Below are 21611 nucleotides of genomic sequence, written 5' to 3'. Positions count from 1 at the left end.
AATTTTTGAAACATTTCGTCAGATGTTTCGTAATAAGTAGAAAGAGAGGGGCGGACGGAAATGGCTTTACATGTAGAACAGGTGACAAAAAAATTCGGTGATTTTACAGCGGTGGATAATCTTTCGCTGTCGATTGAAGAAGGGGAGATGCACGGCTTCCTCGGTGCCAATGGGGCAGGCAAGACGACCACGTTCCGCATGATTCTGGGGCTGCTGGATCCCACTCATGGAACCGTGCGCTGGAAAGGAAAACCCATTACATATGCAAGCAGTCCGGATATCGGCTATTTGCCGGAGGAACGCGGGCTTTATCCGAAGATGAAGGTTGAAGAGCAGCTGGTCTATTTGGCGCAGCTGCGCAAGATGACGAAGGCGGATGCCAAGCGCGAAACGGCAGCCTGGCTGGAGCGCTTTGAAGTGCCGCATTATGGCCAGAAAAAAGTGGAAGAGTTATCGAAGGGCAATCAGCAAAAAATCCAATTGATTGCGTCGCTCTTACATAAACCTTCCTTGCTGATACTGGATGAGCCTTTCTCGGGGCTCGACCCGGTTAATGTGGAAATGCTGAAAAGAGCCATCCTGGATTTTCAGAAGCAGGGAGCAACAATCGTCTTTTCCAGCCATCGAATGGATCATGTCGAGGAACTATGTGACGATATGAGCATTCTGGATCGTGGAAAAGTTGTGGTTGGAGGCTCAATCCAGGATGTGAAACGGTCATTCGGCAAACAGAAAGTCCGTTTGAATATGAACGCCGACCTTAGCCAGTTAAGTGCAATAGCGGGTGTCGACAATTACACCAAAACAAAAGACGGAGCGTTATTTCAGATCACAGATGAAAATGTGGCGCAAGTTCTCCTGGAAAAAGCCATGGAATTGGGAACCTTACGTCATTTTGCAGTAGAAGACCCTTCCCTCGAAGAAATTTTCATTGCAAAGGTGGGGAAAAATCATGCATAGTTTCTGGATCATTTTCAAGCAGGCATTTATCACCAAAGCAAGAACGAAATCCTTTATCATAACGACACTGATTGTCGTCGCCTCCTTTTTCCTGTTGGCGAACATCCCGAATATCATCGCCATTTTTGATGGTGATGGAGCTGAAGAGAACACGCTGCATGTCCTTGATGAAACCAGTGTGCTGATACCGGAGCTGCAGAACCAGCTTGATTTGGCGGACAGCGGCATCGAAGCTGTACCCACCTTTCTGACGGAAGAAGAACTGCAGCAAAGCATTGAAGAAGGTACCATTGATGATTATTTGGTTTTGACGCAGAATAGCCAATTGGGAGCCCGCTATGTCTCGGAATCCGCCAACGAAATGGGCAGTGGCATGGAAATTGAAAATGCGGTTCAGGCCATACATACGGCATTGACTGCTGAATCGCTCGGTTTGGATGATAGCCAGGTAGGCCAATTGTTCATGCCGGTCGAGTTTGAACGGCAGGCCATTTCAGAATCATCCAAATCACAGGAAGAGTTGAGCCAGGCCAGAGGGCTTGTCTATGTGCTGATCATGCTGATCTATGTGGCAGTCATCTACTATCCAAACATGATTGCGATGGAAGTGGCGACTGAAAAATCTTCCCGCGTCATGGAGATTCTCATCTCCAGCGTGTCGCCGGTTAAGCATATGTTCGCGAAAATTGCGGGCATCGGAAGTTTAGGCATCCTGCAGATGATGATATTCGGGCTGGCCGGCTATTTCGCAATTAAAACGGCAGGCACCGATTTAACGGAAGGCTTCTTCAGCGTCATGGGCTTTTCTGAAGTGAAAATCAGCACTTTCCTGTTTGCCATCCTCTTTTTCCTGTTGGGCTATTTCCTGTATGCGGTGCTTGCGGCATTGCTGGGGTCACTCGTCAGCCGGACAGAGGATGTGCAGCAATTGATGCTGCCGATGATGATCTTGATCATCATCGGATCGCTCATCGCATTTTCGGGCATTTCGATACCGGAAGCCGGCTACGTGACCGTTGCATCGTTCATTCCGTTTTTCGCGCCTTTGGTCATGTTCCTGCGTGTCGGCATGCTGGATCTGCCGCTGTGGGAGCCGCTGCTGTCCATTGCGATCATGCTGGTGACCATCGGCATCCTTGGCTGGTTCGGTGCCCGTGTCTATCGCGGCGGGGTCCTGATGTACGGCTCGTCCCAATCGCTGAAGGACATCCGCAAAGCCATTCGATTAGGAAATAATAAATAATCGAGATAAGAGCTTGGTTTATCGATAATAAAGGCTCTTTCAAAAACGTGATTTATATTACAGAAAAGGCATTGGAAGAAAGACTTGAAGTTGGTGACTTTCTCCACTTGGAGCAATTTCTTAACCCTTGCTCGTTTTAATTAACATAACCAGCTGTTTGCAGGAAGTTTCTTGCAAACAGTTTTTTTTATGGGATTTCCATGGTAAAATAAGAACAAATATTCGGTCTTTAAAAGGAGTTAATTATGGAATCCATTCGATTTATCCACACGGCAGATTTGCATTTGGGAAGTCCGTTCATCGGCATGAAAGGTTTACGCAAGGAACAATGGAAAAAGCTGAAGGACAGCACTTTGGATGCTTTTGATCGGCTCGTTCAATATGCGCTGGATGAAAAGCCTGACTTTATGCTGATTGTCGGAGACATCTACGACGGAGAAGACCGCAGCATCCGCGCGCAAGCCCGTTTTCAGCAGGGAATGCAGCTGCTTTCGGAACAAGGGATTCCGGTGATTATCAGCTATGGCAACCATGATCACCTGAGCGGCAATTGGACGCGTTTTGAACTGCCGAAAAATGTCCATGCGTTTGATGAATCGGTTTCCCAGTTCAAACTGGAAACAGAGGGGGGACCTGTGATCTTTACCGGTTTCAGCTATGGCAAACGCCATGTCAGTGAATCGATGGTTGAGCAGTATCCTCCGGCACAGACAGAGGGCTACCATATTGGCATGCTGCACGGCAGCCTGGAAGGTGATGCAACACATGCTGTTTACGCACCTTTTAAAAAAGAGCAGCTGCTCAGCAAACACTATGATTATTGGGCACTTGGCCATATCCACAAACGTCAGGAGCTTTACCGGGAGCCGTCCATTGTCTACCCCGGCAACATCCAGGGGCGCCACCGCAAGGAATCCGGAACAAAAGGCTTTTACGATGTGACTTTGTCGAAAAGAGAGACTTCTTTAGCATTTATTCCGACATCAGTCGTTCAGTTTAATCAGGTGGCCATTTCAATGGAGGGAATCCTCCATATGAATGAATTGATCGATGCCTGCCGAAGAGAGCTTAGCCTTGTGGGGGAAGCAGCCGGAACAGCTATAGTCGATCTAATGTTTACCGAGATGGATGCAGAGAGTTTTCAGCTTTTAGCTGAAATTCCGGAAAATGAACTCTTGGAAACATTGCAGGAATCGATGGATGCGCTGGATCATTTTATCTGGATCCAAGGGATTCAGCTGCAACAGGCGCTTACTGAAACAGAACCCTCTCCACTCGCGGCTGCATTGGTGCAGACAATCGAAGGCTGGAGCACAGAAGAATGGAAAGTGGTACTGAAGGATTTATACAGGCATCCGAAAAGCAGCCGCTTTTTAGAGCCGTTGGCAGATCAATCGGCCGCAGATCTTCAATTGGCAGCTGCCCAAAAAATTCGGCGCAGCATGCGGGCAGGAGAGTGACAGAATGAAAATCGAAAAACTGATCATTTACGGTTTCGGCAGGCATGAAAACCGGACAATTGATCTGACAGACCAAATGGCATTATTCTATGGCCCCAATGAGGCTGGAAAAACAACGATGCAGCAATTCATCATCCAGATTCTATTTGGCTTTCCTGCACGCAACGGGGCGCATTTACGCTATGAACCGAAAAACGGCGGGAAATATGGCGGACAGCTTCATGTATCCGATCCGCAGTACGGGAAACTGGTGATCGAGCGGATAAACGGAAAATCGGCCGGGGATGTCACGGTTTGGTTTGAAGACGGCAGGCGCGGGGCAGAAGCCGAACTGGAGCAACTGCTGCGCAATTACGACCGCGCTTCGTTCGAGGCGGTTTTTTCATTTTCCATCCATGAGTTGCAGGGACTTGAAGGGCTGAGTGAAACAGAGCTGAGCCGCACCTTGCTGGCTTCGGGGACCACTGGAATTGATGCGGTGACACGCATGGAAAGCCAGCTGGAAAAAGAAATGGCGCAATTGTTCAAAAAGGGCGGGCGCAATCCGGAAATGAATGTGCTGGCAGATGAACTCCGCGTCATCGAAGGCGAGCTGAAAGAGTATAGGCAACGGACAGAATTATATGGCCCCTATATCGAACGGCTGCGGGAAATTGAGCATCGATTGGCGGCCATTGAAGGCGAAGAAGCAGAAACAGACGGGGAACTGAAAAAAATCGGCAAATGGCAGCAGGCCGCCCCGTTGCTTGCTGAGAGAAAGGCTTTGGCAGAGCAAATCAAAGCATTGCAGCTTGTGCAATTTCCGTTGGATGGCAAAAGGCAGATGGACCGGCTGGTGGACAAGCTGTCGGAAACAACAGCCGGCATGGAGCATGTGGCCAATCAGCTCAACAGCTTGCCAGCAGGTGAAGCAGGAGAGCCTGTCCTGCTTCTGGAAAACCTGTTGAACCGTGAATCGGATTGGCATCAACTGCGCCTGCAGCTGGAGCAAAAGCGCAATGAGCATTTAGAACTGTCAGAAGATCGCCAAGCTACATTGTCTCTTCTTGGGCTATCCGAGGGCCAGGCTCTGGCTATGGATGTCTCTTTGAGCCATGAAGAGCAATTGATCGGCAGGCTAAAGGATTTGGATGAAGAAGAAGAGGGCCAACGTTTCCGGCAGCGCACTCTGCAGGAAGAAAAAAACAAACTGGCCCAAACAGAAATGGAGCTAAATTCATTTTTGGCAGGGGAGCCTGCTGGGAAAGAACGTTTGGCTGCGGAACGGTGGCCGGGTATTTCAGCCCGATTGGCGGAAGCCAAAGCCGCGTCAAAGTTCCAGAGTGCAAGCAATGGGAACGGGCAGCTTGTCAACTACATCTTGATTGCCATGGGTTTGATGGTGGCAGTTTATGGCTTTATGCAATCATTTGGATTATTGATGGTGCTGGGAGTTGCAGCAATCGGAGCGGCCGTCTGGCTCCATCTGAAGAGGGAAAAACCTGTAGAACTTTCGGCCGAATACCAGGCAATCTTAAAAGAATATGAGGGAAAAGAAAGCGAGTACGAGGCAATAACGAGAAAAGTCGCAGAATTTGACCATCAGCTGGATGGCTTGATGGCTCAGCAGGATGCCATCAAAAAGAAACTTGCCTTCTATTCAGCAGAAGAACCTGATCTCTCTGCAAAAATCGCCTACCAGCAGCTTCTGGTACAGATCGGCCTTCAACCGGAAGCAAGCCGGACAATGGTTCTGGAGCTGTTCGAAAAACTCCGCAAAGTACAAAGCATCCATTCGCGGCTGCAGCGGATGGACACGGAGATTCGGCGATTAGAAGAGCAGGAGAAAGAATGGCTTGAAAAAGCGGAAGCTGCATGCGGCAAAGGGCTGGCAACCGGGGAACTGATGCCGGCTTTGCGTTCGGAACTGGCGCAGCGGCAGCAAAAACAGCAAGAATGGCTGAAACTGAAAGAGAAAAGAGTGGGGCTGCTGCAGGAAATCGACCGTTTGACCGTTTACCGGGAGCAGCTTGAAAAAGAGCAGCAGGCACTGTTTGAGTATGCCCATGCAGGGGATGTCTTTGCTTTTTACCGAATATCGGATGAGTGGGAACGAAAACAGCAGTTGGAAAAAGAACTCACACTAGTCAACGGGCAATTGGAATCCGTCGGCGATATTGCTATGCCGGATGGCTGGCGACCTGATGATGCTGAACTGGCAGTGGAAAGGCTTCAGACCCTTCTCGTGAAGCTGAAAGCGGAACGGAACGCCCTGTTGGCTGAAAAGGCGGATAAGCAGCAAATGACCCGTCTATTATTGTCGGATACCTCTTACGAAGAAAAGCAGCAGGAATTTGAAGGGAAAAAAGCGGAATTTACTGAGTTGGCCCACAGATGGTCTGTCAATAAAGCCGTTGTGGAAGCGATCAAGCAAACGATGGATGAGTTGAAGGAAAAGAAACTGCCGGCGGTGCTGGAAAGTGCACAACTTTATTTCAACCGATTGACCGCTGGTGCCTATAAGGGACTGGCTATGAACCTGGCTGGATATTTCGAAGCGGAAAGACAGGATGGCATGTATTTCAGGATCGCTGAGCTCAGCCAAGCGACGAAAGAACAGGCATATCTGGCATTGAGGCTGTCTTTAGCCGTGTCGATGAAGAGCAGTCATCCGTTTCCTATTATTATGGATGATGCTTTTGTCCATTTTGATCGCAGTCGGCTGCAGCAAATGATAAACTTAGTGACAGAGCTGCAAAAAGAGCATCAGTTCATCTATTTCACTTGCCACGAAGGCATGCAGCAGGCTTGGCCTAATGCACAGATCATCAAGGTGGCCAATACCGAAAGGAGCGTTCATTCATGACTAAAGGAATTACACAGCGTGCAGTTGGAGAGACCATTGATGAATTCCTGCTGATCAAGCAGTCCATCAAGGGAGTCACAACTACTGGGAATCCATTTATTTCGTTGGTGTTGCAGGACAAAAGCGGCGATATCGAAGCGAAATTATGGGATACAAAAGATGATCAAGAAAAAATCTTTGCTGCGGAAACAATCGTCCGTGTGGGTGGAGAAATCCATAATTACAGAGGGAAAAATCAGCTGCGCATCAAAAGCATCCGGCCAGCAAAGCCTGAGGAAAACCAATCGATTGCTGATTTGATGCCATCGTCGGAAAAATCAACAGATGAATTGCTGGAAGAAGTGATGAAGTATCTGTTTGAAATGGAAAACCCGCAAATTCAGCGGATTACCCGTTTCATGTTGAAAAAATACCAGCAGCAATTCCTGACATTTCCGGCAGCCACACGCAATCACCATGATTATGTTTCCGGTTTAGCGGACCATGTGGTTTCGATGTTGAAGTTGGGCAAGGCATTGATCGAAATCTATCCGGGATTGAACAAGGATTTGCTGTATGCGGGAATCATTCTGCATGACATCGGCAAAGTGATTGAACTTTCCGGCCCGATTGCAACAAGTTATACAGTAGAAGGCAATTTGATCGGCCATATTTCCATCATGGTGACAGAAGTGGCGAAAGCTGCAGAAGAGCTGGAGATTGAAGGGGAAGAAGTGATGTTGCTTCAGCACATTATCCTATCCCACCACGGCAAGGAAGAGTGGGGCAGTCCGAAAAAACCGATGCTAAAAGAAGCGGAAATCTTGCATTACATCGACAATATCGATGCCAAGATGATGATGTTGGATCGTGCCCTTGGAAAAACCAAGGAAGGCGAATTTTCCGAACGCGTCTTTGCATTGGACAACCGCTCATTCTACAAACCGAAAATTTAAGCAGAAAAGCGCAAGCGCCCATATAGCCGCAACAAGCGCTGGAAGCCTTGCCAATAAATGAAGAACCAAAATATTATTGTTTCCTAAGTTTTGAAAAACCCCCGTTTCCTATATTGGAAACGGGGGTTTTTAGATCTTCAGTTATTATTATTCCGCAGGAGCGGCTTCTGGAGCAGGTTGTGGATTAAGGATATCATCCAAAGCACCTTTAAGGTCTTCGTCCTGAATTTCTACATTTGCTTCTTTCATCAAATCAGCGACTTTTGGAAGCAAGGTCGCTTGATCCGCTTTTGAAAGTGCTAGTTCAGAACGGATTTCTTCTTTCTGATCTTCCAATGCCGGTTGGTCTTCCAGCTTGCGCGTCTCAAGAACCTGGATGATGTGGAATCCGAATTCAGATGCTACAGGCTCACTGATTTCATCTACTTCAAGTCCGTATGCAACTTCCTCGAATTCAGGTACCATTGCTCCTGGTCCGAACCAGTCAAGGTTTCCGCCGTTTGCGGCAGATCCTGTGTCAGTTGAGTTTTCTTCTGCTAATGCAGCGAAATCGCCGCCTTCATCCAATTCCTTCTTAAGGGAGTTGGCAGTTTCTTCATCAGCCACAAGGATATGGCGTGCGTTCAATTCAGTGCCTTGGCGGTCGTATTGTGCCTGGATTTCTTCGTCAGTCACTTCAACGCCTTCAGTCAATGCTTTTTCCTGTAATAAATTCAAACGGATGACTTTTTTGTAGCTTTCTTCTGTTTGGTTATTTTGAGTAAGAAACTGGTCAAAGCTTTCTCCAAGCTCTTCTTTATTGCTTTCATACTCGGCATCCACTTCTTCGTCAGTCACTTCGAAGTTTTCAGCAAGTACTTTTTCAATCATAAGGATCTGTACCGCTTGTTCACCAATAGAGGTTTTCATTTCTTCGTAAAGTTCATCTTTTGTGACATCTCCAGCATCAGAAGTTACGATAACTTCGCTTTCACCGCTGTCGCTGCATGCGGCCAAAGCCAGTACAGACGCTGCTAAGGTAATGGTTAAAAAGGATTTTTTCATTGAATTCGCTCCCAACTTTCTATCTAGCTGCAGTAATTACTATACTATAAACGATTCGCAATATGCAAAGTTCCTAAAAAAAGACACTTGCCAGGAGGCAAGTGATTTAAGGTGTAAATTCTACGCCTACATACAACGATACCAGTAGTATTGTGATTAGTATATTAATGGTACGGAATATTTTTTGATGATTTTCTTCTGGGATTTCCCGAGAAGTAACTAATGCTAATGTCATCCGGTTGATCTGGAAAAGATAAAACACGGAGAACATAACAATGAATGCGATAATCATGGATTTCCTCCCCTCTGACTTTACTTCCTAGTATAACAAAGACGGGAAGAAAAAACAGGAATCAGCTGACTACTGGAGGTACTAGAATCTCAAAACCGGTGTCTGTTTCCTCTATTAATGCATGCTTTGGAGAACGCGCTAAATTGCGAAGGTAGATGATGTCTGTCAAACATAACGCACAATGGTACGCCAAAAGCATAGCGAAATAATGGCTGAAGGCAGGCATCAGGATACTTAATGTGATGATGGCTGTGTTTAAAACAAGAAAAGGTGTGGCCAATGACAAGAGAAAACGTACTTTTGGAACCGGTTCATTGATATGGAGCAAAATGGCCGGACAAACCTTCAGTTGTTTTCGAATGATTAGTTTCAATGATTTGTGGCAACCGATCATCGGTAGAAAATGCAAAACCTTGTGAATCGGATAGATAGCCACTAAAGATAAGATGAAAAGCGGAAAATACTGATCAGACAGAGGTGTAGCATAAGCAATCGCGAGCCCAATGTAAGAGGCCATAAAAACAGCGATTCCAAAAAGCGCTGATATCATGAAAAGCCGGTCAAATCCATATTGTTTTTTTACATTAATTGTTTTCCAGCAGTGCATGTATACATCCCCTATTTATAAAATCATTTTTGATTCGATACATACAATACAATGATTTATAAGGAAATGCAACCATAAAAAAAATCTGGGAAGTTACTGATTATTGCTGGCTTTCCTGATGCATGATGACATGGTTTTCTTCATTGAATCTATTTTCGATATTTTTAAAGGAAGCTTCAAAAATTTCCATGAAATCATCTCCGTAAATATTTCGGATAACAGCCATGATATCCATGAACTCAGGGAATTTCCCATACATCTCACGCAAAGGAAGAGAGCCGTCAATAACGGAATGCGGTGTTTTATGATAATTTTCAATCATTTCCTGCATTAATTTCTCGCCTTTTTCAGTCAGCTGTACATAAGTGTTGCGTTTATCCGTATCTCTTTTTGAAAAAGACAGCAGTTCGCGTTCTTCTAATTTTTTTGAAAAATTAAAAGCAGTTGAAACATGCATGACACCAAATTTAGCGACATCTGAGATGGAAGCCCCTTTTAAGTGGTAGGAAATCCAAAGAATATGGTGCTCATTAATATTCAAATCATAAGGTTTTATCCACAATTGCCAATCTTTCTCCACTGCTTTCCACAGCGCTTTCGATAATTGCCCGATGCGTTGGCTAAACAGCATAGCCTCTTTCATGGTATATTCCTTCTCATTCACACAAGCACCAACTTTCCTTCGAAATATTTTCTTTATTATAGCAGTAAAGCAAACGTAATTAAAGTAAGAATAGTAAAATAATTTACAAGAGGAATGATTAGGACCGGGAAAACAGAGCGAAGTGGGAAGGGGCTTTCCTGATCAGCCATTTAAAAAGTTAAAAAGGGCATTTGATTCCGAGAGATTCGCCCGTAAAATCGAGCCATGCTTTACAAGGATTGCAGTAAGCACAGGATGTGTTCCTTTCTAAGCCATGACGCAAAAAAACAGCTGCCTAGAGGCAGCTGTTTAAGCGCTTTGTGTATCGTCGTCAACTTTTTCCTTTTTCGGCTTATCATCATTTTTGTCTTTTTTGTCTTTGGTGATGGTATTCTGCAATTCTTCGATGGCGTTTTGGATTGCCATGATTTCAAGCTGAAGATGCTCTTTTGCAGGAGCCGTGCTTTCGGTCCATGTTTCAAGAGAAGCCTTTAAGCCATCAACTGCTTCAGGCAGCTGTGATTTTGCTTCCTCCGTCAAATGGTTGATCGACTCTTTTAAGCCATTCACTTTTTCCTTCAGTTCGTTTAAATACTCTTTCCATTCGGCTGATGACGACTTCACGGTCGTACGGAATTCCTGTCCTGATTGTGGAGCAGTGAATAAAGCTGTTGCAGCTCCAGCTGCCACCCCTGTAGCAAGTCCTAAGAAAAACCTTGATGCTTTCATGTATAAAACGCCCCTTTCTTCCTATAAACTTCTTTTCCTTTATTTTACCTAATTAAAACATATAGGTGAATGACTATTCAATAAAAAAAGCTTTTCGCCAAAAATAATGACGAAAAGCTCAGATGTTTATGCAGCTTGTGAGACAGCCGTTTCGAATTTCGAACGCTTGACCAGTGTGATGACAATCGGATAAATAAAGGCGAAAGCGACTCCGTTCATCAATACTGCAGGCAAGACCACCGTAACAACCAAAAGGCTGAAGGGGATATTGGCGCCGATTACAAAAATGGCTGCAGACAGGAAAATCGTTCCGGACAATAAAGTGCCGACCGCACAAAGGGCAATAGTGACTGGCAATTTGGAGATGAATTTCTTCAAAATCATCACTAACGCAAGAAAAACAAAAGCCGTGATGAACTTATCGATGATATTCGGGAAAAATCCACCCGGGAATGTAGAAAACAGTCCAGATAGGACACCCGTCGTTACCGCCAATAAAAATACGCTTTTTACATTCGGGAATAAAAGAATGCCGACAAACATCATCGTCAACATGAAATCTGGCTTCATTCCGCCGTTGATGCCTGGAATCACCACATAAAGAGTGGCTCCGACGCTGACCAGCAACGCCATTAAAACTAAATTCTTCGTATTCATTTCTCATCTCTCCTCAGCTCTGTGCTAGTTTCTTTTTCCCGGTCGTGTCCTCATGACCGCCGGCGAAAAACTTATTCTGATTCTATCCTGTCCACTTCAGAAAATCAAGCGTCAGCGGCTAGTTTTTCTTTTACGCTCTCCGCAAGTTCCTGGATCCGTTCGGAAGTGAATTCTTTTTCTTTGGTCATCCACTTGGCGCCGAACCCGTCACTTTCGCCATAGCGGGGAATAAAGTGCAAGTGGAAATGGAAGACGCTTTGGCCGGCTTTGGCGCCGTTATTGTTCAGCAGGTTCATGCCTTCGGGCTGGAAGGTCTCGTTGATGGCTTTCGCGATTTTAGGAGCCACGGCAAATAGATTGGCTGCTTCTTCCGGCGCCAGGTCATAGACAGATTCGCGATGTGTTTTGGGGATTAGCAAGGTGTGTCCTTTTGATAAGGGCATGATATCCATAAATGCAAAGACATGGTCATCTTCATAGATTTTCACGCTTGGAATTTCACCTGCAATGATTTTGCAGAAAATACAATTTGTCATTGGTATCATCCTTTCCATTTGTCCCATTTTACCACAATTGCCATATCAGAAAAGAATTCAGCAGTTAGTTTTGATACAATAGTTTAATAGAAAGAAAGAGGTGTTGTGCATGGCTATTTTGGAAGTCAACGGGTTGACCGGCGGGTATACACGCAAACCGGTCCTGCAGGAAGTGACGTTTTCGATCGGAAAAGGGGAGCTTGTGGGGCTGATCGGTTTGAACGGTGCCGGAAAAAGTACCACGATCAAGCATATTATCGGATTGATGCAGCCCAAATCAGGGCAAATCCGATTGAATGGAAAAACGTTTGAAGAGGATATGGATTTATACCGTTCCTCCTTTTCCTATATTCCGGAGACGCCGGTATTATACGAGGAGTTGACGCTGCGGGAGCATCTGGAATTGACTGCGATGGCTTATAATTTAGATCCCAAGCTTTTTGAAAAGCGCTCTGCCGAACTCCTGAAGGAATTTCGGATGGAAAAGCGCCTGAAATGGTTTCCGTCGCATTTTTCGAAAGGGATGCGCCAAAAAGTCATGATCATGAGTGCGTTTCTGGTGAATCCGGCACTTTATATCATCGATGAACCTTTTGTCGGTCTGGATCCGCTGGGCATCAAATCCTTATTGGACCAAATGGAAAAGCAAAAGAAAAAAGGGGCATCCGTGCTGATGTCGACCCATATCCTGTCCACTGCTGAGCGCTATTGCGACCGGATTATCCTGCTTCATAACGGACGGGTTCGGGCCAGCGGAACGATGGACGAATTGCGGAAGGCTTTCAATATGCCCGAAGCTTCACTGGATGAGTTATATATTGCGATGACCGAGGATGAGCTAAATGAAGAATTTGCATGATGTTTGGTCAAAGCGTCTTCATAAATACACAGCTGAAGTCCAAAATTACCTGAAGTATATTTTCACCGGCCATATTGCGGTTGTGCTGCTTTTTGCACTTGGCGCTGCAGGATTTGCCTACAGCGAATGGATTCAGGATATCCCGCCGGAATTCCCGGGAGCGCTCGTATTGGCAGTTATTTTCGGGGTGCTATTAGCCCTCAGTCCGCCTTCCACTTTATTGAAAGAAGCGGATTCGGTGTATTTTCTGCCTTTGGAAAGCAAGCTGGATGAATTTCTGAAACCGGCCTTGAAATGGTCGTTCTTTTCCCAATTGTACTTGCCGGTCATCGTCTTCATCGTTTCGTTGCCGATGGTCAATGCGCTATACGGTCTGCCGTCGTCTTTTTTGATCGGTTTTCCGATTTTGCTGCTGTTGATCAAATGGTGGAATGTCCAGACCGAGTTTGCTTTTAGGAGACAAGGCGCCGGAGAAGGCGTCTGGCTGGATCGTTTGCTGCGGTTTCTGCTGGTCGGGCTGTTTGTTTACTTCTATGTGGAAGAGCAGCTGGTGATCGCCGTTCTAGTCTTGTTTGCCATCATTTTTTATGGCAAATGGATTGCCCGCAAAGCGGTCGGGAAGCCTTTCGCCTATGAACATTTTATCGGGCTGGAAGAAAATCGCATGCTGCGTTTTTATCAGTTTGCCAATTACTTTACCGATGTCCCTCATCTGAAAGGGAAAATCAAGGCCAGAACCTGGCTAAACTGGATGTACCGATTTATTAAGCCGGGACCCCAAAATGCTCATCTGTATCTGGTCTGGAGAACTTTTGTCCGGTCTGATGAATTGTTTTACTTATGGGTCCGGTTGACTGCCATCATTATGGTGGGTGCATGGTTTATTCCATTCCAGATTGGTGTAGCCTTGTTTGCCGGAGCATTGGCATTCGCGGCAGTGATCCAGATTTGGCAGGGGCTGACCCATACCCAGCATTTCCGGATGGACAACCTGTTTCCGTTGGCCGGGTTCAGCAGGCAGCAGGCCGTGGGGAAACTCATCATGGTGTTGCAGATCCTGCAAAGCATAGCTGCTGCAGTTGTCTTGCTGGTGATGGGGGAAGCGATTACTGCTTTGTTGACTTTTGTCGTCATTTTAGTGGGTTCTCTCATCACTGTGAACGTGTTAAAAAACAAAAAAAATTAAACCAAGCCCGGCATCTGAGAATAGATGCCGGGCTTGGCTTTTTTATTTATGGAAATTGACAGCTGCAGCGCCAAGTGTTTTAGCGGCCAGCAGCATGGCTTCTTCTTTGAAATCGAACTTCGGATGGTGGTGGGGGTAAACCTCTCCATCAGGCATTGCGCCTGTAAAAAAGAAGGCTCCTGGAATTTCCTCCAGGTAATAGGCGAAATCCTCTCCACCCATCTGAGGCGGACAGTCGTACACTTCTTTTACGCCAGGGACAGTTTCTGCGATCTCTTTTACATACAAAGTTTCTTTTTCATGATTGACGACAGGAGGGTATCCCCGCTTGAAATTGAATTCATAGCGGCTGTTGTTGGCCATGCTGGTTCCTTCGATGACATGCTCCATCTCCGTTTCCATCAGGCTTCGGACATCTTCCTTGAATGAGCGGACTGTTCCGGACAACACGGCTTGATCGGCGATGATGTTGAAGGGGTTCTGCGCCACAAACGAACCGACGGATAAGACGGCGGATTCGAGGGGGTCCACTCGTCTGGATACCAGCGTCTGGAGGTTCGAGACGATTTGGGAGCCGATGACGACCGCGTCGATTGTTTCGTGCGGGCTGGCGCCATGGCCGCCCCGCCCTTGAACCTTGAGTTCAAAGCTGTCTGCGGCGGCCATAATCGGACCAACACGTGTATCGATTCTGCCAAACGGTGTCGTGGACCAAAGGTGGGTTCCAAAAATAGCATCGACCCCGTCCAGAACGCCTGCGCTAATCATCGATTTTGCACCTCCCGGAACCAACTCTTCAGCGTGCTGGTGAATCAATACATAAGTCCCGGCCAGTTCATGGCGTAAAGTGTGCAGCACTTTTCCGAGCACCAGGAGGGTGGCTGTATGTCCGTCATGGCCACATGCATGCATCACTCCGTCAACGGTTGATTTATAAGGTGCATTTTCCTTTTGGTCCTGGATCGGCAAGGCATCGAAATCAGCGCGCAATGCAACTGTTTTACCGGGTTTTTCACCTTTAATCGTTGCGACAACACCATTTCCGCCAACGTTATGCTTAACATCAACACCCAATTTCTCATAATAACCTCGAATGTAACGGGCTGTTTTGATTTCATGAAAGGATGGCTCTGGGTTCATATGCAGATAGCGGCGGATTTCCACCATTTCCGGATAAGCGGCATCCAATTCAGCGTATAATTTATCAATCATCAGTAAAACCCCTTTCTCTTTTTTTAAGCATAGCATAAATAACAGTTTATTAAGAAGAGCGGCACACCTTCGCGAAGTCTGTACACGGAGCTGATAAGGCTTGAGTGGACCGGCGCAAAATTTTTCGGCAAATGAATAAGGCGCAGCCACCTCCGATTGCCGAAGTGTGGCTGCGCCTTATTTTATTTATTTTAGTAGGTGAAGTTCATATAAGATGCTGCAAAGTAGACGATGAGAATAATTACCGAAGGTACTGCATACGAAAATGTAGAAGTACTTTCTTTTCGGTAGAGCGAGAACAAGGCCAGCACTGACATAATCAGAACACCGACAGCGATGATCATATTCGCACCGGAGACACCTGAAATGATGGTTCCTGCAGTATATACAGGATCAGACAGGGCAAGGATGATCATGTTGAAGATATTGCTTCCGAGAATCGCCCCGACTGCCATATTGACATTGCTCAATCGCAGCGCTACAAAAACAGAAATGGCTTCCGGAAGGGAAGTTGCCGCTGCAATCAGGAAACTGCCGATAAAGCTGGAACCGATTCCGGTGATGATGGCAATTTGATCCCCGGTAATCGACAAGGCAGTACCAGCAGCCAAAATAATCAGTGCCGCGATGACAAAGCGGACAATCGCTGCTTTTGGTGATAACTTTGCACTTGGATTAGCAGGCTCTTCTTCCGATTCTTCAATTGCTTCTGCTTCAGGATCCAATGAAGGCAATTTATTGATGGCAACCATACCAACAACATAAGTGATGGCAATGATCAATGCATCCAGACCAACACCGAAAATTTGTGTATCAAGACGAAGCCAAAGGGCCATGATAACAAGAACGGTCAATAAAATTCCGAGCAGGGCTGTGTAAATATTGTTGCGCGAAGCCCGGTTTAAGATCCGGCGTCTCCGGAGAAGAAAGTCGAATCCGGCAAGGATGAACAGATTGAAAAGGTTCGATCCGATCATGTTCCCGACAGCGATATCAGCGTTGCCGATGGCTGCTGCTGAGAAACTTGTGGATACTTCCGGCAGGGAAGTAGCTCCTGCGAGTAATAACGTACCAACCATCATTCCGCCCATTGCCGTTTTAGAACTGATAACATCGGCGTATTGGGACAGCTTGATGGAAGCGAACACGGTAAGTGCAGCTGCTAATATGAATATAACGAAAACCAAGTAACTTCCTCCTTTTTAATTATGCCGCAATTCCAGACCAACTGGTTTGCCGGCATCACTCTTCTTCAGGTTTTGCCCGATAGGTGCTGATATAAGAAACGCCGGAGAAAATATTCGGCCGCTGTGAACCAGCTGTACTTTCAGGCTTGGCAGAATGAGCTTCTGCAAAAGCTTGTGACTCTTTCCATTTTTCATAAAAAGCTGGAGATTCCCATTCAGTAAGGACAACATAGGTATCCGAATCGAGCGGTCTCAGAACACGGTATGCGATGTGGCCCGGTTCGTTTTCGATCGCCCCTGCCCGATTTTTAAAACGGTGTTCAAACACAGGGCGGCCTTCGTCTGAGACCGGTATATTATTGAAGACAAAAAATCCTTTTTCCTTGAAACCACCTGTGCCATCAACCACTTCATAACGGCGGGGTGTTTGGAAAATTGTTTTTCCTTCTGTTTCATGAATCATCAAGGTTGTATTTTCACCTTGCATGAGGACCATCGTCTCTCCTGAATGTTTTTCACGCATTTTTTTCATGAAATCGTATGTTCCGGTCGTCATATAGAAATTCACTGAAATTCCTCCTTTAGAAATATAAACACTTCCCTATATTCTTCCCTTTAAAAATCTACACGAAACAGGTATTGACAATCAAGTGAAAAGGAGAAGCGTCTAATTTATGACATTTGCTCCGGGAATCTATACAATAAAGGACGGAGAGTCTATAGTATAGACGGATATAGGTGGATAAACAACACAGCAGCAGATTGAAGGGATGAAAAATCATGACATTTAATGACACGTATCTTCGCGCAGCGCGAGGAGAAAAAACTGACCATGTACCGGTTTGGTATATGAGACAAGCTGGACGTTCCCAGCCGGAATACCGCAAAATCAAGGAAAAATATTCACTCGAAGAAATTACGCATCAGCCAGAACTGTGCGCATACGTAACCAAGCTCCCTGTGGATCAATACAATAACGATGCAGCAATTCTTTATAAAGATATTGTCACGCCACTGCCTGCAATCGGAGTTGACGTGAAAATAAAATCAGGAATCGGCCCTGTTATTGATAACCCGATCCGTACGATGGCAGATATCGAGCGCTTAGGTGAAATCAATCCTGAACAGGATGTCGATTTTGTCCTGGATACGATTCGCCTGTTGACGAAAGAGCAATTGAATGTTCCGTTAATCGGATTTTCAGGAGCGCCCTTCACGTTAGCCAGCTACATGATCGAAGGCGGGCCTTCGAAAAGCTACAACAAAACCAAAGCGATGATGGTTTCAGAACCGGCTATGTGGTTTGCATTAATGGATAAATTAGCGGACACGATCATTCCTTATGTAAAAGCTCAAGTTAAAGCAGGGGCTATGGCCATTCAGATATTCGACTCATGGGTCGGTGCGTTGAACGTAGAAGATTACCGTATTTTCATCAAGCCGGTAATGGATCGTATTTTCGCTGAGTTGCGTACAGAAGGTGTGCCATTGACCATTTTTGGTGTCGGTGCCAGCCATTTGGCAAAAGAATGGCATGAACTTCCAGTGGATGTGGTTGGGTTGGATTGGCGTCTGCCGATTTCAGAAGCACGTTCTATGGGATTGACCAAGACCCTTCAAGGCAACTTAGATCCTTCATATTTATTGGCAGACTGGCCGGTAATTGAGGAACGGACGAAAAAGATTTTGGATATGGGCATGCAAAGTGATGGCTATGTCTTCAATTTGGGCCACGGGGTATTCCCGGAAGTCAGTCCGGATACATTGAAACGACTGACTTCATTCGTACACGAATACAGTGCTGCACATAAAAGTGGTTTAAAGTAGGAACAAAATTCATGTTGAGGTGATTATGTTGAAGAAGACAATGGGATTATTAGTGATGGCATATGGAACGCCATACTCAGAAGACGATATTGAACGTTATTATACGCATATCCGTCGCGGGCGCAAGCCAAGCGAAGAAAGCCTGGAAGATCTGCGCAGCCGCTACAAAGCGATTGGCGGACTTTCACCACTTGCAAAAATCACACTAGATCAAGCAAATGGCTTATGCGAGCGCTTGAACGAAGTGCAGGATGACATTGAATTTAAAATGTATCTTGGCCTGAAGCATATCGAACCGTTTGTTGAAGACGGTGTAGAAGAAATGAAGAAAGACGGCATCACAGAAGCCATTTCGATTGTCTTGGCGCCGCATTTCTCGACTTTCTCTGTTAAATCATATAATGGCCGTGCGGCTGAAGCTGCTGAAAAAGCAGGCATTTCATTGACATCAGTTGAAAGCTGGTACACAGAGCCGAAATTCATCCAGTACTGGAGTGAAAAGATCAGTGCTTCATTCGCTGAAATGTCAGAAGAAGAACGGGCGAAATCTTGCCTGATTGTTTCTGCACACTCATTGCCTGAGAAAATCATCGCAAACGGCGACCCTTACCCGGACCAATTAAAAGAAACAGCTGAAATGCTTCAACAAGCTACTGGCGTGGAAAACGTTGAAATTGGCTGGCAAAGTGCCGGACAAACTGGCGAACCTTGGATTGGGCCAGATGTCCAGGACTTGACCCGCGAGTTGTTTGAACAAAAAGGATACACTTCTTTCGTCTACACACCCGTTGGTTTTGTAACAGATCATCTGGAAGTCCTTTTCGATAATGATTACGAATGTAAAGTGGTTTGTGACGACATTGGCGCAAACTACCGTCGTCCGGAAATGCCGAACGTCCAGCCATTGTTCATCGACGGCTTGGCAGATGTGGTATTGAGAAAACTGGCAGAAAAATAAATTATAATGAAAGTGAGGATTAAACGTGGCCGTAAAAGCGCAGAAAGTAGTCGTCGTGGGCGGTGGCATTACAGGCCTGTCAGCGGCTTACTATTTACAAAAACAGGCAATTGAGCAAGGTTTGGAGATTGACATCACATTGGTTGAAGTAGCCCATCGTCTTGGCGGGAACATCCAGACTTTGCATAAAGATGGTTTTGTAATTGAGCGCGGTCCGGATTCGTTTGTCTCACGAAAAAACAGCATTCAGCAATTAGCCGGAGAATTAGGGATTGAAGACCAATTGGTCCAAAGTGCTACGGGGAAAATCCATGTGGCTGTCGAGAATAAACTTTATTCGATACCGATGGGCTCAGTCATGGGCGTGCCGACAAATTTCGGTGCGTTCCTTACTTCCGGCATCAGCTCCTGGTTTGGCAAAGCCCGCGCATTAGGGGACTTTGTCCTTCCTGTATCGACAACGGTTGAAGACCAGCCGCTGGGTAAATTTTTAAGGCGCAGATTCGGCAACGAATTGGTTGAGAATTTAATTGAACCTTTGTTTTCAGGCGTTTTTGCTGGAGATATTGACCGTTTGAGCTTAAAGGCAACCTTTCCCGAGTTGCTTGAAGCCCAGCAGAAACAGCGCAGTTTAATACGTGGCTTAAGGAAAAATCACGTATCGGATTCCCGGGCCTTTAATACAGAAAAAGAAGGTTTATTCCAAACGTTTGCAGGTGGGCTTGAAACACTGGTGCATACGCTGGAAAAAGAACTTGAGAACTGTAACATTTTAAAAGGCGTAAAGGTTGAAAAATTGGAGCAGCAACAGGATCATGTAAAGCTGCAGTTGAACAATGACGCGTCCATAATAGCGGACGGTGTGATATTCGCCTTGCCGCATACGAAACTGATGCCGATCTTTGAACCTTTGGGACTGTTGAAGGGGCTGAAAGATATGCCCTCGACATCCATTGCAACGGTAACCATCGCCTTTCCGGCAGGTGCCGTAAAATCTGAGCAGGACTACATGGGCTTTGTCGTTGCGCGCAACAGTGATTTCACCATCACGGCGTGTTCAGCCGCTCACTTGAAATGGCCAAGCTTAACGCCACCCGGAAAAACTGTATACCGCTCATTTATTGGCCAGGTTGGTGACGAGGCGGTCGTGGAATTGTCGGATGGGGAAATTGTCAAAGCCGTTTTAGAAGACTTGGATAAGTTGCTGGATATTCAGGGTGAACCTGAATTTACTGTTGTTTCCCGAATGAAAGAAGCGATGCCGCAGTATTTAGTGGGACATGAAGAACGGATTGCTTTAGCGAAAAAAGAATTGCAGGATGCTCTTCCTATGGTGCAGATTGTGGGCGGGTCCTTTGAAGGATTCGGATTGCCTGCCTGCGTTGACCAGGGAAAAGCGGCTGCCAATCAGTTGATCAAACAATTTACTGCTGAATCTTTCAGCGTGGAGGGAAATCTATAATGAAGAAAATTATCTGGTGGGGCCTTCCGTTTTTGCTGCTTGCCGCTTGCGGAACTGGGGAAGCAGATTCTCCAGGTGCCGGTGAACCCCTAGAAGAAGTGATGGTGGCCTTCAACACTGAACAGCAGGCAGCTGTTGCTCAGGAAGTGGTACTGTCCGTTTCTGTGACACAGGGAGACGAATCTGTGGAAGATGCAGATGAAGTCGTTTACGAAGTGTGGGAATCGGGAGACCGCGACAACAGCGAAATGATTCCAGCTGAGCATACAGAGGATGGCGTCTACGAAGCGAAAACAAGCTTTGAAGAAGAAGGCCTCTATTATATGCAGGCGCATACTACAGCCCGGAGCTTGCATGTCATGCCGAAACAGGAAGTCACGGTCGGCAATCCCGATCCGGATTCCATCGTTCCGGATGACAGCGACGATTCACAGGGCATGGATAAAATGGAAGAACATTCCGGCCATTGATACAGATTACCAAAGGCATCGCTTAGGCGGTGTCTTTTTGCTGTTCTATAAGCCGCTTCGGCCGCTCTGGAGGGGACTCCCGCAATAAGCCGGGCAGCGCTTCGCTTGCCAGTCTTATCGCTCCGTCCCCTCCGTTGCCGCGGCTCCGCTGGGCGAGTTGTGATAGAGGGTTCCCGGTTTTGTTTGGGGTAGGTAGATAAATGGGGGTTCTGGAATCGCTCGGCAGCGGTGGTGCACGCGCCGTCGCTAAGCAAGGTTTGTGTATAAAATCATTTTGATGAGGTTTTTTAAGCCGCTTCGGCCGCTCTGGAGGGGACTCCCGCAATAAGCCGGGCAGCGCTTTGCTTGCCAGTCTTATCGCTCCGCCCCCTCCGTTGCCGCGGCTCCGCTGGGTGAGGTGCGATAGAAGGTTCCCGGTTTTGTTTGGGGTAGGTAGATAAATGGGGGGTCTGGAATCGCTCGGCAGCGGTGGTGCACGCGCCGTCGCTTGGGATGGTTA

At 46.4% G+C, this 21611-nt stretch carries 21 protein-coding genes; 11 read left to right on the top strand and 10 right to left on the bottom strand.

The window, feature by feature from the left end:
* Nucleotides 1-60 precede the first annotated feature (60 nt).
* The 5 genes from AC1MEO_RS07425 to yhaM all read left to right on the top strand — a co-directional run bounded on the left by AC1MEO_RS07425 (nt 61) and on the right by yhaM (nt 7443).
* A complete protein-coding gene (locus AC1MEO_RS07425) occupies nt 61-960 on the top strand; it encodes an ABC transporter ATP-binding protein (RefSeq protein WP_480335343.1) in 900 nt (299 codons plus the stop codon).
* Nucleotides 953-2203 carry an ABC transporter permease gene (locus AC1MEO_RS07420; RefSeq protein ID WP_480335342.1) on the top strand — a complete coding sequence of 417 codons (1251 nt, stop codon included), beginning with the start codon at nt 953-955 and terminating at the stop codon, nt 2201-2203. The genes AC1MEO_RS07425 and AC1MEO_RS07420 overlap by 8 nt, the downstream gene beginning before the upstream one ends.
* A 245-nt stretch (nt 2204-2448) precedes the next feature.
* Entirely contained in the window at nt 2449-3663 is a 1215-nt protein-coding gene (locus AC1MEO_RS07415; protein ID WP_480335340.1) for a metallophosphoesterase family protein, read from the top strand.
* Between the two features lie 4 nt (nt 3664-3667).
* A complete protein-coding gene (locus AC1MEO_RS07410) occupies nt 3668-6508 on the top strand; it encodes an ATP-binding protein (RefSeq protein ID WP_480335338.1) in 2841 nt (946 codons plus the stop codon).
* A complete protein-coding gene (yhaM, locus tag AC1MEO_RS07405; protein WP_480335337.1) occupies nt 6505-7443 on the top strand; it encodes a 3'-5' exoribonuclease YhaM in 939 nt (312 codons plus the stop codon). Before AC1MEO_RS07410 ends, yhaM begins: the two co-directional genes overlap by 4 nt.
* A gap of 147 nt (nt 7444-7590) precedes the next feature.
* Here the strand turns inward: yhaM and AC1MEO_RS07400 are convergent, their stop codons facing one another.
* The 7 genes from AC1MEO_RS07400 to AC1MEO_RS07370 form a co-directional block, all read right to left on the bottom strand.
* On the bottom strand, nt 7591-8487 hold the full coding sequence (locus AC1MEO_RS07400) for a peptidylprolyl isomerase (RefSeq protein WP_480335336.1): 897 nt from the start codon (nt 8485-8487) through the stop codon (nt 7591-7593).
* 106 nt (nt 8488-8593) lie between these two features.
* Complete coding sequence (locus AC1MEO_RS07395) at nt 8594-8779, bottom strand: hypothetical protein (protein WP_006828367.1); 186 nt, start codon at nt 8777-8779, stop codon at nt 8594-8596.
* Nucleotides 8780-8840: 61 nt separating this feature from the next.
* On the bottom strand, nt 8841-9386 hold the full coding sequence (locus tag AC1MEO_RS07390) for a DUF3267 domain-containing protein (RefSeq protein ID WP_480335334.1): 546 nt from the start codon (nt 9384-9386) through the stop codon (nt 8841-8843).
* A gap of 100 nt (nt 9387-9486) precedes the next feature.
* Nucleotides 9487-10029, bottom strand: a complete 543-nt coding sequence (locus AC1MEO_RS07385; protein WP_480335333.1) for an HTH-type transcriptional regulator Hpr — start codon at nt 10027-10029, stop codon at nt 9487-9489.
* Nucleotides 10030-10338: 309 nt separating this feature from the next.
* Entirely contained in the window at nt 10339-10758 is a 420-nt protein-coding gene (locus AC1MEO_RS07380; protein WP_480335332.1) for a YtxH domain-containing protein, read from the bottom strand.
* Between the two features lie 126 nt (nt 10759-10884).
* Nucleotides 10885-11415 (bottom strand): tryptophan transporter, encoded by a 531-nt coding sequence (locus AC1MEO_RS07375; protein WP_480335330.1) that lies wholly within the window; start codon nt 11413-11415, stop codon nt 10885-10887.
* Between the two features lie 104 nt (nt 11416-11519).
* The gene (locus AC1MEO_RS07370; protein ID WP_480335329.1) at nt 11520-11951 is read right to left on the bottom strand and encodes an HIT family protein; all 432 of its coding nucleotides are present in this window, start codon (nt 11949-11951) and stop codon (nt 11520-11522) included.
* Between the two features lie 109 nt (nt 11952-12060).
* Here AC1MEO_RS07370 and AC1MEO_RS07365 point away from each other — a divergent pair, with 109 nt between their 5' ends.
* Both AC1MEO_RS07365 and AC1MEO_RS07360 read left to right on the top strand, forming a co-directional pair.
* Nucleotides 12061-12810: an ABC transporter ATP-binding protein gene (locus AC1MEO_RS07365; protein WP_480335328.1), complete on the top strand. Its 750-nt coding sequence runs from the start codon at nt 12061-12063 to the stop codon at nt 12808-12810.
* Nucleotides 12794-13996: an ABC transporter permease gene (locus tag AC1MEO_RS07360; protein WP_480335327.1), complete on the top strand. Its 1203-nt coding sequence runs from the start codon at nt 12794-12796 to the stop codon at nt 13994-13996. The genes AC1MEO_RS07365 and AC1MEO_RS07360 overlap by 17 nt, the downstream gene beginning before the upstream one ends.
* Before the next feature lie 42 nt (nt 13997-14038).
* Here AC1MEO_RS07360 and AC1MEO_RS07355 read toward each other — a convergent pair whose 3' ends face one another.
* The 3 genes from AC1MEO_RS07355 to AC1MEO_RS07345 all read right to left on the bottom strand — a co-directional run bounded on the left by AC1MEO_RS07355 (nt 14039) and on the right by AC1MEO_RS07345 (nt 16963).
* Entirely contained in the window at nt 14039-15208 is a 1170-nt protein-coding gene (locus tag AC1MEO_RS07355; protein ID WP_480335326.1) for an amidohydrolase, read from the bottom strand.
* Nucleotides 15209-15399: 191 nt separating this feature from the next.
* Entirely contained in the window at nt 15400-16395 is a 996-nt protein-coding gene (locus tag AC1MEO_RS07350; RefSeq protein WP_480335324.1) for a sodium:calcium antiporter, read from the bottom strand.
* A gap of 55 nt (nt 16396-16450) precedes the next feature.
* Nucleotides 16451-16963: an antibiotic biosynthesis monooxygenase family protein gene (locus AC1MEO_RS07345; RefSeq protein WP_480335322.1), complete on the bottom strand. Its 513-nt coding sequence runs from the start codon at nt 16961-16963 to the stop codon at nt 16451-16453.
* Nucleotides 16964-17175: 212 nt separating this feature from the next.
* On the opposite strand from AC1MEO_RS07345, the gene hemE reads away from it, so the two are divergent.
* Genes hemE through AC1MEO_RS07325 form a run of 4 tightly spaced genes read left to right on the top strand, consistent with a single transcriptional unit; the run spans nt 17176 to nt 21112 of the window.
* Nucleotides 17176-18222, top strand: coding sequence for a uroporphyrinogen decarboxylase (gene hemE, locus AC1MEO_RS07340; RefSeq protein ID WP_480335320.1), 1047 nt, complete (start codon nt 17176-17178; stop codon nt 18220-18222).
* Nucleotides 18223-18247: 25 nt separating this feature from the next.
* Nucleotides 18248-19180, top strand: coding sequence for a ferrochelatase (gene hemH / locus AC1MEO_RS07335; protein ID WP_480335318.1), 933 nt, complete (start codon nt 18248-18250; stop codon nt 19178-19180).
* 25 nt (nt 19181-19205) lie between these two features.
* Nucleotides 19206-20642 (top strand): protoporphyrinogen oxidase, encoded by a 1437-nt coding sequence (hemY, locus tag AC1MEO_RS07330; protein WP_480335316.1) that lies wholly within the window; start codon nt 19206-19208, stop codon nt 20640-20642.
* Nucleotides 20642-21112, top strand: a complete 471-nt coding sequence (locus AC1MEO_RS07325; protein WP_480335314.1) for a FixH family protein — start codon at nt 20642-20644, stop codon at nt 21110-21112. Before hemY ends, AC1MEO_RS07325 begins: the two co-directional genes overlap by 1 nt.
* Nucleotides 21113-21611 lie beyond the last annotated feature (499 nt).

The organism is Planococcus sp. BI3, assembly GCF_056680115.1.
This window is presented reverse-complemented; position numbering and strand designations above follow the sequence as displayed.